Below are 16,649 nucleotides of genomic sequence, written 5' to 3'. Positions count from 1 at the left end.
AAATGAAAAAGATAGTTATAACTGGCGGAGCAGGTTTTATAGGTTCTCATGTTGTGAGAAGATTTGTAAAAAAATATCCTAATTGTCAAATTTTCAATCTTGATGCATTAACGTATGCAGGTAATCTTGAAAATATTGAGGATATTCAAAATGAACCAAATTACACTTTCATAAAAGGTGATATTGTTGATGAAACTTTTATTAACGCTTTATTTCAAGAACATCAATTTGATGGAGTACTTCATCTAGCTGCTGAATCGCACGTTGACCGTTCTATTACCGATCCACTTTCGTTTGTAAAAACAAATGTAATTGGAACTATGAATCTTTTAAACGCTGCCAAAACAATCTGGAAAGATAATTTTGAAGGTAAAAGATTCTACCATATTTCTACCGATGAGGTTTATGGTTCGCTGGGTGCAGAAGGATTATTTACAGAAACTACTTCTTACGATCCAAATTCACCTTATTCTGCTTCTAAAGCAAGTTCTGACCACTTTGTTAGAGCTTATGGCGAAACGTATGGTTTGCCCTATGTTATAACCAATTGTTCTAATAATTACGGGCCATTTCATTTTCCTGAAAAACTAATTCCTCTTTTTATTAATAATATCATTAATAACAAATCATTGCCAGTTTATGGTGATGGCAAATATACACGTGACTGGCTTTTTGTTGAAGATCATGCTCGTGCTATTGATTTAGTTTTTCATGAAGGAAAAAATCATGAAACCTACAATATTGGCGGTTTTAACGAATGGCAAAACATTGATTTGGTAAAACTTTTATGCCAAATAATGGACAAAAAACTAAACAGGCCAGAAGGAAAATCGGCAGAATTGATTACATATGTAAAAGACCGACCAGGGCACGATTTGCGCTATGCTATCGATGCTTCAAAAATCAATAAAGAACTTGGCTGGAAGCCATCAGTTACTTTTGAAGAAGGTCTAGAAAGAACTATCGACTGGTATTTAGCCAACGAAAAATGGTTGAATAGTGTTACGTCTGGCGAATACGCTAAGTATTACGAAAAGCAATATAACTAGATATTATAAATCTACTAAATGAGTCAACTCAAAAAAGGAGCTATTCTATCCTATCTTACAATAATCATTACTAATGGTATAGGATTGTTGTTAACTCCATATATGATTCATAAATTAGGAAATTCTGAATATGGATTATATACATTAATTGGCTCTGTAATTGCTTATATAAGTATTTTAGATTTTGGGTTAAATAACACTATCATTCGTTTTGTTGCCAAGTATAGAGCTAAAGAAGACATAAGAAGTCAAGAAAACTTTTTGGCAACCACTTTCTTAATTTATTTTTTTATTTCTATCATAGTAATTTTACTTGGAATAGTATTGTATTATAATTTAGATTCTATTTTTAATAATCTTACCAATTCTGAGCTAAGTAAAGCCAAATTGATGTTTTCAATTCTGGTTTTCAATATGGCAATAACACTTCCAGGAGGCGCATTTGCTGCAATAAGTTCGGCTTACGAACATTTTGTGTTCCCTAGAGCATTAAACATAATTAAGTATATAACTCGTTCAATATTAGTTGTTGTTATACTTTTTTACGGAAGTGATGCAGTTGGAATAGTAGTTCTAGATACAGTAGTAAATGTCTGTGTTATTGCTCTTAATGCTTTTAATGTTTTTAAATTTCTGAAGGTAAAAGTCAAGTTGCATTATCTCGAAATGCCTTTAGTAAAAGAAATATTTTCCTATTCAATTTGGATTTTTATTTTTGCTATAGTTGGTCAATTCCAATGGCAATCAGGACAGATTATTTTAGGAATCATATCTGGTACAAAAAACGTTGCAGTATATGGAGTAGGTATAATGTTAGGAACTTATTATGGATCATTCTCCACAGCTATTTCGGGTGTTTTTCTTCCAAGAGCAACAAAAATGACTGTGCAAGAAGCAACAAGTGTAGAACTTACCTCAATGATGATTAGAATAGGAAGGTTCTCTCTTTTAGTATTATTGCTAATCTTAGGAGGGTTTTTGCTTTTTGGCCAACAGTTTGTCCTTTTATGGGTTGGTAATTCTTTTACTGATTCATGGTTAATAGCGTTGATAATAATGTTTTCTTATACGCTTCCGTTGGTGCAATCTTTTGCAAATTCTATACTTGAAGCAAAAAGCAAATTTAGTTTTAAAGCACTTGTTTATATTTCTCTAATCGTTCTAGGAACAATTATCGGTGCTTTCTTAGTAAAATACATAGGAATTATTGGTTTAGTAATTGGTTCAACAGGTGGCTGGCTAATTAGTCAGATTATCATGAATATTTACTATTTTAAAATATTAAAACTTGAAATACCAAGATTTTTTAAAGAATTGTCTAACAGAATTGTTCCTGCTTTTATTGTAATTTTGATAATTGGTAATGCAATCAATTATATACCAGGTTCAGGTTGGATTAATCTTGTTCTAAAAATTATCCTTTTTTTAGTTTTATTCTCATTTGTTATGTTTAAATTTGGAATGAATAAAACCGAAAAAGATATGATAAAAAGTGTTATTCCAAATTTTTTAAAATTAAAAAGTTATGATTCTTAAAAATAGTAGCTTTTCTAATAACGGAACTCGCATATTATATAATTATGAGTATGATACTGCTATAAGTGAATACTTTAATCCTAACTTTCCTTTTTTTGTTCAGTATAATGAGGATGTGTCTTTAGTTCCTTCAAGTATAAATATAATTCCTTTTCTTTCTAATGTAATGCCTATAGCTTGGTTTGCTGGATTTGACGTTTATGTTGATGAAATAGATGAAGATTTTTACTTTGCGTTACTAAATATTAAAAATGAGTTCATTAAAAATTATCCAAGCATACAAAATAAAAAAGCTGAAATAAAATATAAAAAATTAATTAAAAATGATTTTCCTAAAGAAAAAATAGCGCTGCTTTTTAGCGGTGGTGTTGATGCTTTTGCTTCATTTTTTAGACTTTATCAAAAAGAACCAAATTTAATTACAATTCACGGTGCAGATATAGATTTAGAAGATGAATACCAATGGAATAATGTGGTGCAATTTAATGAAAATGAACCAATTTTAAATTCTTTAGAAAAAGTATATATTAAATCAAATTTTAGAACTTTTTATACATACAAAGTTGATCTGTTATTACCTAATATAGGATGGTGGGGTAATATTCAACATGGTTTAGCATTAACTGGTGTTATTGCTCCGTTGTCATATATCAAAAAATATAGCACTATTTATATTGCTTCAACTAGATCAATTCATATGGAATTTAATCCATGGGGTTCTATGCCTGAAATTGATAATCAAATTAAATGGTCTGGTGTAAATGTTTTTCATGATGGATTTGAGTTAAAACGCCAAGATAAAGTTGATATTATTGTTACAGCTGTTAATCAACTTGATAAAAAAACTACAATAAGAGTTTGTTATTCTGAACTTAAAGAAGGACTTAATTGTTCAAAATGTGAAAAATGTTTAAGAACAATATTTGCTATAATGCTTTCAGGAGATAATCCCAATAAATACGGCTTTAAGGTAGATGAAACCATTTATAAATTAATTAATAAAACAGTTGTAAGAGGATTCAAATCAAAAGGGACACAGTTTTTTTGGAATGAAATTTTAGAAAAATCTAAATCTGCAAAGTGTTTTGTTTTTTCTAATGCAGATTTAGAAAAAAAAGAATTAGATAACACATTGAAAATCATAAGTAAAGTTGTTAATAATGATTTAATTTCTGTATCGAAAATTAAAAAAATTAAATATATTTTAATTAATAAATTTCCCAAAATATTTAGCACTTATTTAAAATTGAGAAGGAAATTTTAATCTACAAATATGAAATACGGATTACTAACTTACGAAGAAAATAAAAAGTTTTTTAATGTAGGAGATAATATTCAAAGTCTCGCTGCTAAACAGTATTTGCCTCAAGTAGATACTTTTCTAAATAGAGAAAGACTTGCTGATTACAAAGGTGAAAAAATAAAATTAATATTGAATGGTTGGTTTACTCATAATTATACCAATTGGGTACCATCAGATGATATAGAACCTTTATTTGTTTCTTTTCATGTCAATAATACTGCGGCTCCTGGAATGTTGAATGAAAAAGGGATTACCTATCTTAAAAAGCATCAACCTATTGGTTGTCGAGATCAATTTTCGGCAGATACGCTAAAAGCTAAGGGAATTGATGCCTATTTTACAGGTTGTCTTACACTTACATTAGATACCTACAAAGTTGACGATTCATTGCGTAATGACGAGATTTATATTGTTGACCCATTATATAGCTATCCAACTTGGGAAAAAGTAACCTATAACTGGAAACGTTTTTTGAGAAGTATTCAAAATGGAAAAATTTTCAAACTAGGGCATCAAAAAAAACATGTTACCAATTTTATTGATAAAGAAGTCCTTAAAAAAGCTATCTATGTCAACCAAGAACCACCCGCAAATAAATATACGGAAGCCGAAAAGTTTCAAATGGCAGAAGATTTACTTCATAAATATGCCAAAGCCAAACTTGTAATCACTTCTCGTATTCACTGTGCTTTACCTTGTCTGGCAATGGGAACACCAGTTATTTTTGTTAACGGTTTTGATAGTTTTGTTGACTCTTGTCGATTTGATGGTATTTTAGACCTATTTAATCGTATAGATGTAAATACAAAAACAGGAGAATTTAAAGCTAATTTTCCTCTCGATGGAAAAATTTCTAAAGATACGATCATAAAAAATCTTGAAAAACATCATCAACTAGCTGAACCCCTGAAAGAAAAGTGTAGAAATTTTATTTCAAAATAAAATAATGAAAAGAAAAATACTTGTTTGTTTTGGCACAAGGCCAGAAGCCATAAAGATGTGTTCACTTGTACATCATTTAAAAATATCAAATTTTGAAATAAAAGTTTGTGTAACTGCTCAACACAGAGAAATGCTAGACCAAGTACTAGATTTTTTTGAAGTGATTCCCGATTTTGATTTGAATATAATGAAACCAAATCAGACTTTAAATGAATTATGTGGCAGGATTTTTTCAAAATTTGATATTGTTTTAGATGAATTTAAACCAGATATTGTTTTAGTTCATGGTGACACATCAACTTCAAGTATTTGTGCATTAGCATCATTTCATAGAGGTGTTAAAGTTGCTCATGTAGAAGCAGGTTTAAGAACATATAACAAGTTTTCCCCTTTTCCTGAGGAGTTAAATAGACAAATTACAGGAAGAATTGCAGATTTTCATTTTGCTCCAACTATAACTTCTGAAAATAACTTACTCTCAGAAAATGTTTCAAAAGAATCAATTACGGTAACAGGAAACACAGTAATTGATTCGCTGCTTTGGACAGTTGAAAAACTCAAAAGCGGATATACAAATGACAAGATAAATGACATAAAATCATTTGTTGATTTTTCAAAAAAAATAATATTAGTAACAGGACATAGAAGAGAAAATTTTGGAGAAGGATTTTTAAATATATGTAAATCATTATCTCACATTGCCAATCATAATGATGTTGAAATTGTTTTTCCGGTACATTTAAATCCAAATGTTCAAGAACCTGTCATGCGATTGCTCTCAGAACATAAAAACATACATCTAATTGATCCTTTAGATTATCCTTCTTTTGTTTGGATTATGAGTAAATCTTATCTAATCATTACAGATTCTGGCGGAGTACAAGAAGAAGCACCATCATTAGGAAAACCTGTTCTAGTGATGAGAGACACAACAGAAAGACCTGAAGCTGTTGATGCTGGAACTGTTAAATTGGTTGGAACCGATTTTGAAAAAATAACAAACGCTACAAATGAGCTGTTAAGTGACGATTTGGCATATCAAAATATGGCAAAACAACACAATCCCTATGGTGATGGAAATGCAAACAATAGGATTCTTGAATTTTTAAATCAAAAATTATGATACCAAAGATAATTCATTATTGTTGGTTTGGAAGAAATCCATTGCCAAAACTAGCTCAAGATTGTTTAGCCTCTTGGAAAAAACATCTTCCTGAATATGAAGTTGTTGAATGGAATGAAGATAATTTTCCATTGGAAGAATTTCAATTTGCAAAAGAAGCGCTCGAAAACAGAAAATTTGCATTCGTATCTGATGTTTGTAGATTGTATGCTCTAAAAGAATTTGGAGGTGTTTATATGGATACCGATGTTGAAGTATTAAAATCTTTGGATAGTTTTTTACATCATCCGGCTTTTTCAGGGTTTGAAAATGATGATTTTGTACCAACTGGAATAATGGCTAGTAAAAAAAACGGTACATGGGTAACAGAGCTTTTAAGATATTATGATAACAGGTCTTTTATAAAAGAAAATGGCGAGTTCGATACCGTTTCGAATACTGTTATAATTACTCAAATCATGAAAGACAAAGGTTTTAAAATGAACAATAGTTTTCAAGAAATCCTTGGTTATGTTGCCTTTTATCCAAATGAATACTTTTGTCCAAAAAGTTATAAGACCGGAAAAATCGAATTAACAAAAAATTCATTTTGTATTCATCATTTTGCAAAATCTTGGATTCCATATAAAAAGCGTTGGCGAAATATTGTAAAAATGAAGATGATGAATGTTTTTGGCTACAAAAGAATAGAATATATATTAGGTTTAGTAAAAAATAAAAAATAAATGAAAATACTTTACTTAACAGACCAAGTTTATTTGCATGGTGGTGCTGAACGTATTTTATCTCTGAAATTAAATCATTTTATTGAAGTTTATAATTATGATGTATTCCTTATTACAACTGAGCAAAAAAATAATAAACCAGTTTATTTTTTAAATTCAAAAATAAAATCAAAAGATTTAGGAATAAATTATCATCGAGAAATAAGCTATTTTCATCCAAAAAATTTAATTAAATCAATTTCTCATTTTATCAAATTAAAAAGAGAAATTAAAAGGATAAATCCCGATGTTATTATTTCATTGAGTTATTCTCCAGACCAATACTTTTTACCAATTATTGAAAAAAAAATCCCTAAACTCAAAGAGTTTCACACTTCAAGAAATAATTATAAACCTAGTTTTCTAAGACGAACGCTAGATACTATTTTTACTAAATATGATACTTTAATTCTGTTGAATGAAACAGAAAAGAGTTATTACACCAATAAAAATAAAATAGTTATTCCAAATTTTACTGACTTTAAGCCTAATTCCCTTAAATTGGATAATAGAGAAAAAACAGTTATAGCAGCAGGAAGGATTGCTCCAGTTAAACAATTTGATAAACTAATTGAAATTTGGAAAGGAATTTCGGCGGATTTTCCTGAGTGGAAATTGAAAATATTTGGTGATGGAGATTCGTCTATTTTAAAAAAAATTAATCAATTAATTGAAGAATATAATTTGACTGAAACAGCATTTGTTCTGCCTTCAACAAACAATATTCAGGAAGAAATGCAGAAAGCATCTGTATTTGCTTTAACATCTTATGAAGAATGTTTTCCAATGGTTTTATTAGAATCGCAATCTTGTTCTTTACCAATAGTGAGTTTTGATTGTCCCAACGGTCCAAGATTTATAATCAATAACAATTCTGATGGCATTTTAGTTGAAAAAAACAATATTGAAGATTTCCAAAAAGCACTCAAACTTTTGATGAATGATGAAAAATTAAGAATAAATTTTGGTGATAAAGCAGCTGACAATGTTCAAAAATTTTCAAAGGAAAAAGTGATGAAACAGTGGAGTGATATGATTGTTTCAGTATCGTCTGTTAAAAATTAAAAATCACTATTTACTGAGTTTTGCAACTATTCTTACTCATATTATTTAAAAATAAATATATTTGCTCTAAATAGTTATAAAATGGTTTTTAATTCGTTTAACTTCTTATTATTTCTTCCTATTGTCTTTGCGCTTTATTGGATTTTAGCGAAAAGTAGTAGTAAAAGTCAAAACCTTTTATTACTTGTTTCGAGTTATTTCTTCTATGCTTGTTGGGATTACAGATTTTTGTTTCTATTAATGTTTTCAACTTTTTTAGATTACTTCACAGGTATAAAAATGCACGAAGCAGCTACCCAAAATGGAAAAAAATTCTGGTTTTGGCTCAGTATTGGTATTAATTTAGGATTTTTAGGAATTTTTAAATATTATAATTTTTTTATTAGCTCTTTTCAAGAATTGTTAGAAGGCTTTGGCTTTCAAGCTAATTTTTGGACTATTTCGGTCATTCTTCCTGTTGGAATTTCGTTTTATACTTTTCATGGATTGTCATATGTGATTGACATTTATAACGATAAAATTAAACCTGAAAAAAATATAGTTGACTATTCTGTTTTTGTTAGTTTTTTCCCTTTGCTTGTAGCTGGTCCAATAGAACGTGCCACACATTTACTGCCACAAATACAACGTGAAAGACATTTTGATTACTACAAAGCAGTTGATGGTTTGCGTCAAATTTTGTGGGGTTTATTTATGAAAGTAGTAGTTGCAGATAATTGCGCAACGGTTGTTAACGAAGTTTTTGAAAAGCAAGAATCATTAAATGCGGGTTCGTTATTTGTAGGAGCTATTTTCTTTGCATTTCAAATTTATGGTGATTTTTCTGGATATTCTAATATAGCATTAGGAACCGCCCGATTATTTGGTGTTGAATTATTACGTAACTTTAATTATCCTTATTTTTCTAGAGATATTGCCGAGTTTTGGCGACGTTGGCATATATCACTATCCTCATGGTTTAAAGATTACCTATACATTCCACTTGGCGGAAGCAAAGGAGGAATTTGGATGCAAGTCAGAAATACAATAATAATTTTTGTAGTGAGTGGTTTTTGGCATGGTGCTAATTGGACATTTATCATTTGGGGAGCACTTAATGCACTCTACATCTTGCCATTGGTAATTTTTAAACTAAACAGAAATAACACCAATATAGTTGCTGAGAATTCTGTTTTGCCTACGGTAAAAGAAATAGTGCAAATAGGAATTACTTTTATTCTTACTACAATTGCTTGGGTGTTTTTTAGAGCTGAAACGGTGACAGAAGCTTGGCTTTATGTTGTTAAAATTTTTAACTACAAAGCATACGGATTTCCTCAAGTAGATTTAAAACCATTTATATACATCATTATTTTGATTTTTGTTGAATGGATTCAACGAAAAAAAGCGCATGGTCTTGAACTATCAACTATCAAATACACATTTATCAGATGGATAATTTATTTGTTAGTTTTTGTTTTAATTTTATTCTTTGGTGCAAGTTCCGATTCATTCATTTATTTTCAATTTTAGATGAAAAAATTTTTAGTACGACTTTTGGTTTTTTCAATACTTATTTCAAGTATTATATTGTTTTTGCTTCACCGATATGGTGGTTATGTGGATTATTTTTATAACAAATGTGCATCGCCAAGACAATCAGCAATTATTATAGGCGATTCAAGGAGTTTTCAAGGTTTACAACCTTCGGTTTTTAATGATAATTTGAGTAAAGACTTTGATTTACCAATGTATAATTTCAGTTTTACATTGGCTCAAGTTTCTTATGGTGAAAGCCTGTTAAATGGCATTAAAGCTAAGATAAATGCTAAAACTAAAAATGGCCTTTTTGTTTTGTCTGTTCATCCTTATATTTTGTCACAACGTGATAAAGATGATTTTGAAAAAGGAATTTATTTTGAAGAATCTTTCCCACCCGGAAACATGAAGTATTTGGCAATGAATCCCAATATAGAATATTTTTTTAAGAATTACGATTACTTTCATTTCAAGGCTGTAATACGCAAAAATTCTATTGTACATAATGATGGGTGGCTGGAAGAATATAATTTACCTAAAGATACTGCAACTCTTTCTGAATGGAAAAAAAATCAAATAAAACTATATGGCGGTTTTAAGAGTAAATGGAAAAAGTCTAATTATAGAATAGAACAATTAAGTCAAACAATAAAGTTTCTCAAAAATCACGGTACCGTTGTTTTAGTAAGAATGCCAAGTAGTGATAAAATAGTTGCAATAGAAAAAGAGTATTGGCAAGATTTTAATTCAGATATTACTAAAGTAGCCAGTGAAAATAAAGTGCAATATATGGATTTTACTAAAAATAGTAGTGAATACAAAACGTATGATGGCGTTCATTTAGACAAAGTTGGCGGACAAAAGTTTACAAAAGCTGTATGTGATTCAATACTAAAATTTAAGAAAAATTGAATACATTAATTCCATTAGAATATTATTCTTTAGTTTATTTTAACGTACTATTTTTAGTTGTTATTCTCTTGTTTCTAAAATCTTTAAAATCTGATTTTAGTACAAAACCTACTTTTGGTTTTATAATTTTCTTATTTGTTCTTCTTTATATTGGTTTAAGACCTATAAGCTTTGTTTTTAGCGACATGGGAGTCTATAACCTAACTTTTGAGAAATACCAGCAAGGAGAACCAATTTTTTCAGAAAAAGATATTTTTTTCGAATATTTTATTTTTTATAGTTCCAAAATAATGTCTGCACAAATGTTCTTTTTTGTATGTGCTTGCTTGTATGTTATTCCTGTGTACTTGGCTTCCAAAAAAATATTTAAAGAATATTGGGAGTATTGTTTTTTAATGTTGGTTATTTCGCTTTCTTTCTGGGCTTATGGTGTAAACGGAATTAGAAATGGAATTGCAACAAGTTTTTTTTTATATGGAATTTCAAATGAAAAAAAAGCTGTCTCAATCCTATTTGTCGTTTTAAGTTTTTTTATACACAAGTCGTTAGTGCTTCCTTGTTTTGCTTTTTTTGCCGTTACTTTTTATAATAAACCAGAAACGTATTTAAAGTTTTGGATTTTATCAATTCCAGCGTCAGTTTTTTTAGGTGACTTTTTTACCAATTTTTTTTTAGGATTAGGACTAGTTGAAAATGAAAGAATTTCAGGATATTTAGGAGAACTTAGTGATGATTTAAATGCTTCTGATTTAAAAATTGGATTCCGATGGGACTTTCTTTTATATAGTGCTACAGGAGTTTTTGCTGGTTGGTATTTTATAGTTAAAAAAAAGTTTGAAGATGAATTTTATATAAAAATTTTCAATGTTTATCTATTTTCTAATGCCATTTGGATACTAGTTATTAAAGCTAATTTTTCAAATAGATTTGCTTATCTATCTTGGTTTATGTTGGGTTTACTAATAATTTATCCTTTTCTAAAAATGAAATTTTTTATTAATCAGCATCAAATAATGGTAAGAATTATTTTTATTTATTTTATGTTTACATATTTACTTAATGTAATTTTGAGTAAATAGTTTTTTTGAAGATTAAAAATTATATTTTTGTGTAATGAAGTCAATTACAGTTTTTACTCCAACTTATAACAGAGCTTACTGTTTACATAAGCTATACGAGAGTTTAGTTGCACAAACAAGTAATGATTTCTCGTGGATGATTATTGATGATGGTTCAATTGATAACACAAAAGAACTTGTTGATGGCTGGAAATTTGAAGATAAAATTGAAATTCATTACATTTATCAAAATAATCAAGGAATGCATGGCGCTCACAATACAGCCTACAAAAATATAGTTACCGAACTTAACGTATGCATAGATTCTGATGATTATATGCCAAATGATTCAGTTGAAAAAATTATTGCTTTTTGGAAAAACAATAAAAAACCTCATTGGGCAGGATTGTTAGGATTAGATGCTTTTGAGGATGCTTCTATTGTTGGGACACCTTTTCCTACTGAAATGAAAGAATGTAAATATTATCAATTGAAATCCAAATACAATGTAGTGGGGGATAAAAAATTTGTTTATCGAACCGATGTAATCAAAAAATATCCTGAATATCCAATATTTGAAGGTGAAAGATTTGTTCCGCTGAACTATAAATATATGTTAATTGATCAAGACTATTCACTTGGCGTTATCCATGAAGTGCTTTGTATTGTTGAATATATGCCAGATGGTTCAAGTAAAAATATAATAAAACAATACCGTAAACATCCAAACGGATTTGCTCATGAACGTAAAATTCGCATGGTTTATGCTTATACTATCAAAGAGAGATTTAGAAATGCGATTCATTATGTTTCATGTTCTATTTTTACAAAAGATTTAAATTTTATAAAAAAGTCCCCAAAGAAGGTTATGACAATTCTTGCAATTCCTTTTGGGATAGCTTTAAATATCTATATTAGATATACCAGAAAATCTGGTATTATGAATTAATAAAATTGAAAATTAATGAGTAAAACGCTTATTCGAATAACAACTATTCCTATCTCACTTGAAAAATTACTTTCAGGTCAGTTACGTTTTATGAACTCTTATTTCAATGTAATTGGAATTTCTTCGGATAAAGTAAATCTCCAAAAAGTGCAACAAAAAGAAGGAATTGAGGTGTATCCAATTGAAATGACGCGAAAGATTACTCCTTTTCGAGATATAAAATCAGTTATTCAGTTATACTTTTATTTTAAAAAAACAAGACCGTTCATTGTTCATACACATACACCAAAAGCAGGCATTGTCGGTATGTTAGCTGCCAAGCTCGCTAAAGTTCCCAATAGATTACATACCGTTGCCGGTTTACCTCTATTAGAAGCAACGGGAATAAAAAGAAGAGTTCTAGATTTTGTTGAAAAACTAACTTATGACTCTGCTACCATGGTATATCCTAATTCCAGAGGATTAAATGATATTATTATTCAAAATAAGTATTGTGAAAATTATAAATTAAAAGTTCTTGTCAATGGAAGTTCTAATGGTATAGATACAAGTCATTTTGATTTAAATTTATTTTCAAAAGAAAAAAATGTATTACTCAAAAAAGAGCTAGGTATTAATGATGATGATTTTGTTTTTATTTTTGTGGGTAGATTAGTAAGAGATAAAGGTATTAATGAATTGATTAGAGCTTTTCAAAGATTTCAAAGCGAAAACAGTTTAATAAAGTTATTACTAATTGGTAATTATGAGTCTGATTTGGATCCATTAGAAATAAAAACTCTTCAAACTATTTCCTCTAATAAAGGTATTATCTCAACAGGATTTCAATATGACGTTAGACCTTATTTTGCTATTTCCAACTGTTTAGTTTTTCCATCATATAGAGAAGGTTTCCCTAATGTTGTTATGCAGGCTGGATCAATGGGTTTACCTTGTGTCGTTTCTGATATTAATGGTTGTAATGAAATTGTTATTGATTGTATTAATGGATTTATAATACCTGTCAAAGATGAAAACGCAATTTTTACAGCAATGAAAAAAATAGTTGAAAGTTCTGAACTATTTCAAAAAATGAAACAAGTATCAAGAGAAATGATTGTTAGTCGATATGAACAAAAAATTGTATGGGATGCATTGTTGAAAGAGTATCAATCACTATAGAAAATGTATAAAATTTTTATAAAAAGAATTATAGATATTTTGATAAGTATAGTTGGAGTTATTATTTTATCTCCAATTTTTCTTATAGTTACAGTTTTATTGTTTTTTGCTAATAATGGAAAACCTTTCTTTACCCAAAATCGACCAGGTAAAAAAGGAAAAATTTTCAAGATTATTAAGTTCAAGACCATGAACGATAGCCTTGATGATAAAGGAAATTTACTTCTTGATGAAGAACGATTAACAAAAATTGGAGCTTTTATTAGAAAAACCTCATTAGATGAAATACCTCAATTGCTTAATGTTTTAATTGGAGACATGAGTTTGATAGGGCCAAGACCATTATTGCCAGAATATTTACTTACCTATTCTGAAGAACAAAAAAGAAGGCATAATGTTAGGCCAGGAATAACTGGTTTAGCTCAAGTTAAAGGTAGAAATCAAATGAAGTTTAGTGAAAGATTGCTAAATGATATTTATTATGTTGATAATATTTCACTAGCATTAGATATAAAAATTATATTATTAACCTTCAAATCAATACTTTTTAAATCAAGTTCAATTGTAAATGGACAAACAGTAGATGAGGTTGACGATATAGGATTAAGCAGAAATTTAAGTTCAAATCATTTTAAACAAAAAAAAGATGAATATTAAAGGAAAAAAGGTTACGTTGAGAGCTATTGAATTGGACGATTTAGAATTGCTTCAAAAATGGTCTAATGACCCAGAGATAAATTATATGTTAGGAGGTTGGCATTTTCCTTCTAGTAGTCAAGATCAAGAAAAATGGTATAATTCATTATCTATGAATAATACTAATCAACGATTTGCTATAGATACTGAAGATTTAGGCTTAATTGGAATGGCAAACTTAGTTTCTATAAATTGGAAAGATAGAAATGCTTTTCACGGAATGCTTCTTGGCGACAAAGATATGCGAGGAAAAGGCTATGGAGTTGATACAATAATGACAATGAGTAAATATGCTTTCGAGGAACTTGGATTGGAAAGATTAGATGGTTCAATGATAGCATATAATGAAGCTTCTATTGGTGTTTACACAAAAAAATGTGGTTGGAAAATAGAAGGAGAAAAAAAGAATGCCTATTTTAGAAAAAACAAATGGTGGAATCAAGTTATAGTAGGAATAAATAAGGAAGATTATTTTAATTTATTAAAAGAAAATAATTATTGGAATGAACAGTAAAGAGTTTGGCTCAGATTTTGATTTCCTTATCAATGAAGATTTTTTATTAAAAAACTCTAATGACTCTTGTTTTAATAACTCAAAAATTTCACTTTTTTTCTCTGGAAGAGCTGCTTTATTTCATTTAATAAAAAATGGTATTAAAAACAATAATTGGCAACGTGTTTATTTACCTAGTTTTTATTGCCACGAAGTAACAAATTATATTGAATGTTTAAATGTTACCATTGAATATTATGATTTCAATCCTTTTATAGATTCGGAAGATAAACAAATTCAGATAGAAGATTCTGAAAGAAATATAATCATCAATGTTTCTTTTTTTGGCATGGTAAAATTAAATCTTAAGCATTTAAAAAAAGCAGTAATTATAGATGATTATACTCATGATTTATTAAGAATAAAAGGAAGTTCCGCACATTATTGTTTTGGTTCTCTCAGAAAAGAATTACCCATACCTGTTGGTGGTTTTTGTTATTCTCCAAGAAATCTAAAATTGCCAATCGAATATTCTAATGCTTTTTCTGAAGTTGTTGCAGTTCAAAAACTGACTGCCATGTATTTAAAGTCATTATTTTTAAATAATAAAATTTCTGAAAAAGAACTTTATAGAAGTCTATTTGCAAATGCTGAAGAAATTTTTGAAAACCAAAACACCAATGTTGGATTGCCTGAAGTAGCCAAAGCAATACTTTTTAAATTAGATTTAGAAAAAATAATTTTTCAGAAGAGAAAAAATTTCTCAAGTGCACTTGAAATAATAAATTCAATTCCTCAAGTTTTTCAATCTAAACAAAAAAACAGTAATTCAGAATTTGGTCTTGTTCTACTTTGTGATAATGAAAAACAAAAACAAGGTTTAAGAACATATCTAATAGAAAACGCTATTTTTCCAGCAACACTTTGGCCAAATCAATTTTTAGATGTCGATATAAATACAGAAAAAAGAATGTTGTTTGTACATTTAGATTATAGATACAATGAACAAGAATCTATAAATATTGCTATAAAAATTAAATGCTTTTTTGAAAATGAATAAATTTTCTATAATTGAAGTCACCAATTTCGACTGGTCAACCATTGTAACTAATTGTAAAGAATTTGATTTTTATCATACATTGTCTTACAACCAACTCGAGAAAAAAAATAGACCAGTTTTGTTTTTATATGAGTTTGGCAAAGATTTTATTGCTATTCCATTGATAATTAGAAAAATAGAAAAAAGTGACTATTTTGACATAACATCAGTATATGGATATGCTGGACCAATAAGTAGTCTTTTGTTTAATGAAATTGATGAGTCAGTCATAAAGAAATTTCAAAATGAACTAATAAATTTTTTCAAGAACAATAATATTATTAGTGTTTTTTCGAGACTACATCCAATTATTCAAAACGAAAAATTTTTTATTAATTTTGGCTTAGTAGAACATATTAATAAAACTGTTGTCATAGATTTAAAAGTAACATTAGAAGAGCAAAAAAAACAATATAGAAAATCAAATAAGTCTGAACTTAATCAGTTGAGAAGAAAAGGATTTGAAGTTGTTGAAGCCACAACTATAGATGAGATTGATAAATTTGTGTCAATTTACCATGAAACTATGCAAAGAGTTGATGCTAATTCAAATTATTTTTTTGATTACAAATACTTCTATAGCTTTTTAAAAAATCCATGTTTTAAAAGTAAATTATTGTTAGCCAAATTTAATGGGGAAGTTTCTGCAGGAGCAATTTTTACGATAACAAATAAAATTATGCAATACCATTTAGCAGGTACCACAGAAAAATATATTAAAGAAACTCCGATGAAATTAATACTAGATGAAGCTAGATTATTAGCAAATCAATTAAATTTAGATTATTTGCATTTGGGTGGAGGAGTTGGCGGTAGTGATGAAGACTCATTGTTTAGGTTTAAATCTGGTTTTTCTGATAAAAGAGGATTTTATAATATATGGAAAATGGTAGTTGATGATGAAAAATATGAAAAGTTAGTTAATGAATTGAATGTCGATACAAATAGTGATTTTTTTCCTCTTTATCGAGTATAATTTAA

Annotated in this window: 16 protein-coding genes; all 16 read left to right on the top strand. The window is 28.6% G+C overall.

The features are described from left to right. Positions 1-2: 2 nt before the first annotated feature. The 16 genes from rfbB (at position 3) to ACIQ66_RS05060 (ending at position 16,644) form a co-directional block, all read left to right on the top strand. Complete coding sequence (gene rfbB / locus ACIQ66_RS05135; protein WP_396211733.1) at positions 3-1,049, top strand: dTDP-glucose 4,6-dehydratase; 1,047 nt, start codon at positions 3-5, stop codon at positions 1,047-1,049. Positions 1,050-1,067: 18 nt separating this feature from the next. After that, the gene (locus ACIQ66_RS05130; protein WP_396211732.1) at positions 1,068-2,585 is read left to right on the top strand and encodes a lipopolysaccharide biosynthesis protein; all 1,518 of its coding nucleotides are present in this window, start codon (positions 1,068-1,070) and stop codon (positions 2,583-2,585) included. Then, positions 2,575-3,849, top strand: coding sequence for a hypothetical protein (locus ACIQ66_RS05125; RefSeq protein WP_396211731.1), 1,275 nt, complete (start codon positions 2,575-2,577; stop codon positions 3,847-3,849). Before ACIQ66_RS05130 ends, ACIQ66_RS05125 begins: the two co-directional genes overlap by 11 nt. Positions 3,850-3,858: 9 nt before the next feature. Beyond that, the gene (locus tag ACIQ66_RS05120; protein ID WP_396211730.1) at positions 3,859-4,830 is read left to right on the top strand and encodes a polysaccharide pyruvyl transferase family protein; all 972 of its coding nucleotides are present in this window, start codon (positions 3,859-3,861) and stop codon (positions 4,828-4,830) included. A gap of 4 nt (positions 4,831-4,834) precedes the next feature. After that, complete coding sequence (gene wecB / locus ACIQ66_RS05115) at positions 4,835-5,953, top strand: non-hydrolyzing UDP-N-acetylglucosamine 2-epimerase (protein WP_396211729.1); 1,119 nt, start codon at positions 4,835-4,837, stop codon at positions 5,951-5,953. After that, entirely contained in the window at positions 5,950-6,678 is a 729-nt protein-coding gene (locus tag ACIQ66_RS05110; protein WP_396211728.1) for a glycosyltransferase family 32 protein, read from the top strand. Before wecB ends, ACIQ66_RS05110 begins: the two co-directional genes overlap by 4 nt. Then, positions 6,679-7,782 (top strand): glycosyltransferase family 4 protein, encoded by a 1,104-nt coding sequence (locus tag ACIQ66_RS05105; RefSeq protein WP_396211727.1) that lies wholly within the window; start codon positions 6,679-6,681, stop codon positions 7,780-7,782. It begins immediately after the preceding gene. An 81-nt stretch (positions 7,783-7,863) separates the two neighbouring features. Further along, on the top strand, positions 7,864-9,294 hold the full coding sequence (locus tag ACIQ66_RS05100) for an MBOAT family O-acyltransferase (protein WP_396211726.1): 1,431 nt from the start codon (positions 7,864-7,866) through the stop codon (positions 9,292-9,294). Continuing rightward, positions 9,295-10,212 (top strand): hypothetical protein, encoded by a 918-nt coding sequence (locus tag ACIQ66_RS05095; RefSeq protein WP_396211725.1) that lies wholly within the window; start codon positions 9,295-9,297, stop codon positions 10,210-10,212. After that, entirely contained in the window at positions 10,209-11,291 is a 1,083-nt protein-coding gene (locus ACIQ66_RS05090) for an EpsG family protein (protein ID WP_396211724.1), read from the top strand. Before ACIQ66_RS05095 ends, ACIQ66_RS05090 begins: the two co-directional genes overlap by 4 nt. A 34-nt stretch (positions 11,292-11,325) precedes the next feature. Next, on the top strand, positions 11,326-12,219 hold the full coding sequence (locus ACIQ66_RS05085; protein WP_396211723.1) for a glycosyltransferase family 2 protein: 894 nt from the start codon (positions 11,326-11,328) through the stop codon (positions 12,217-12,219). A gap of 15 nt (positions 12,220-12,234) precedes the next feature. Beyond that, on the top strand, positions 12,235-13,380 hold the full coding sequence (locus ACIQ66_RS05080) for a glycosyltransferase family 4 protein (RefSeq protein WP_396211722.1): 1,146 nt from the start codon (positions 12,235-12,237) through the stop codon (positions 13,378-13,380). Positions 13,381-13,383: 3 nt separating this feature from the next. After that, complete coding sequence (locus ACIQ66_RS05075) at positions 13,384-14,037, top strand: sugar transferase (RefSeq protein WP_396211721.1); 654 nt, start codon at positions 13,384-13,386, stop codon at positions 14,035-14,037. Next, positions 14,027-14,590 (top strand): GNAT family N-acetyltransferase, encoded by a 564-nt coding sequence (locus ACIQ66_RS05070; RefSeq protein WP_396211720.1) that lies wholly within the window; start codon positions 14,027-14,029, stop codon positions 14,588-14,590. Before ACIQ66_RS05075 ends, ACIQ66_RS05070 begins: the two co-directional genes overlap by 11 nt. Continuing rightward, positions 14,580-15,629 (top strand): hypothetical protein, encoded by a 1,050-nt coding sequence (locus tag ACIQ66_RS05065; RefSeq protein WP_396211719.1) that lies wholly within the window; start codon positions 14,580-14,582, stop codon positions 15,627-15,629. Before ACIQ66_RS05070 ends, ACIQ66_RS05065 begins: the two co-directional genes overlap by 11 nt. Beyond that, a complete protein-coding gene (locus ACIQ66_RS05060; RefSeq protein ID WP_396211718.1) occupies positions 15,622-16,644 on the top strand; it encodes a GNAT family N-acetyltransferase in 1,023 nt (340 codons plus the stop codon). The genes ACIQ66_RS05065 and ACIQ66_RS05060 overlap by 8 nt, the downstream gene beginning before the upstream one ends. Positions 16,645-16,649: the final 5 nt, after the last annotated feature.

The sequence above is a fragment of the Flavobacterium sp. genome (assembly GCF_044377315.1).
Taxonomy (GTDB): domain Bacteria; phylum Bacteroidota; class Bacteroidia; order Flavobacteriales; family Flavobacteriaceae; genus Flavobacterium.
The sequence above is the reverse complement of the archived record's forward strand: the minus strand, read 5'-3'. Positions and strand labels throughout refer to the sequence as shown.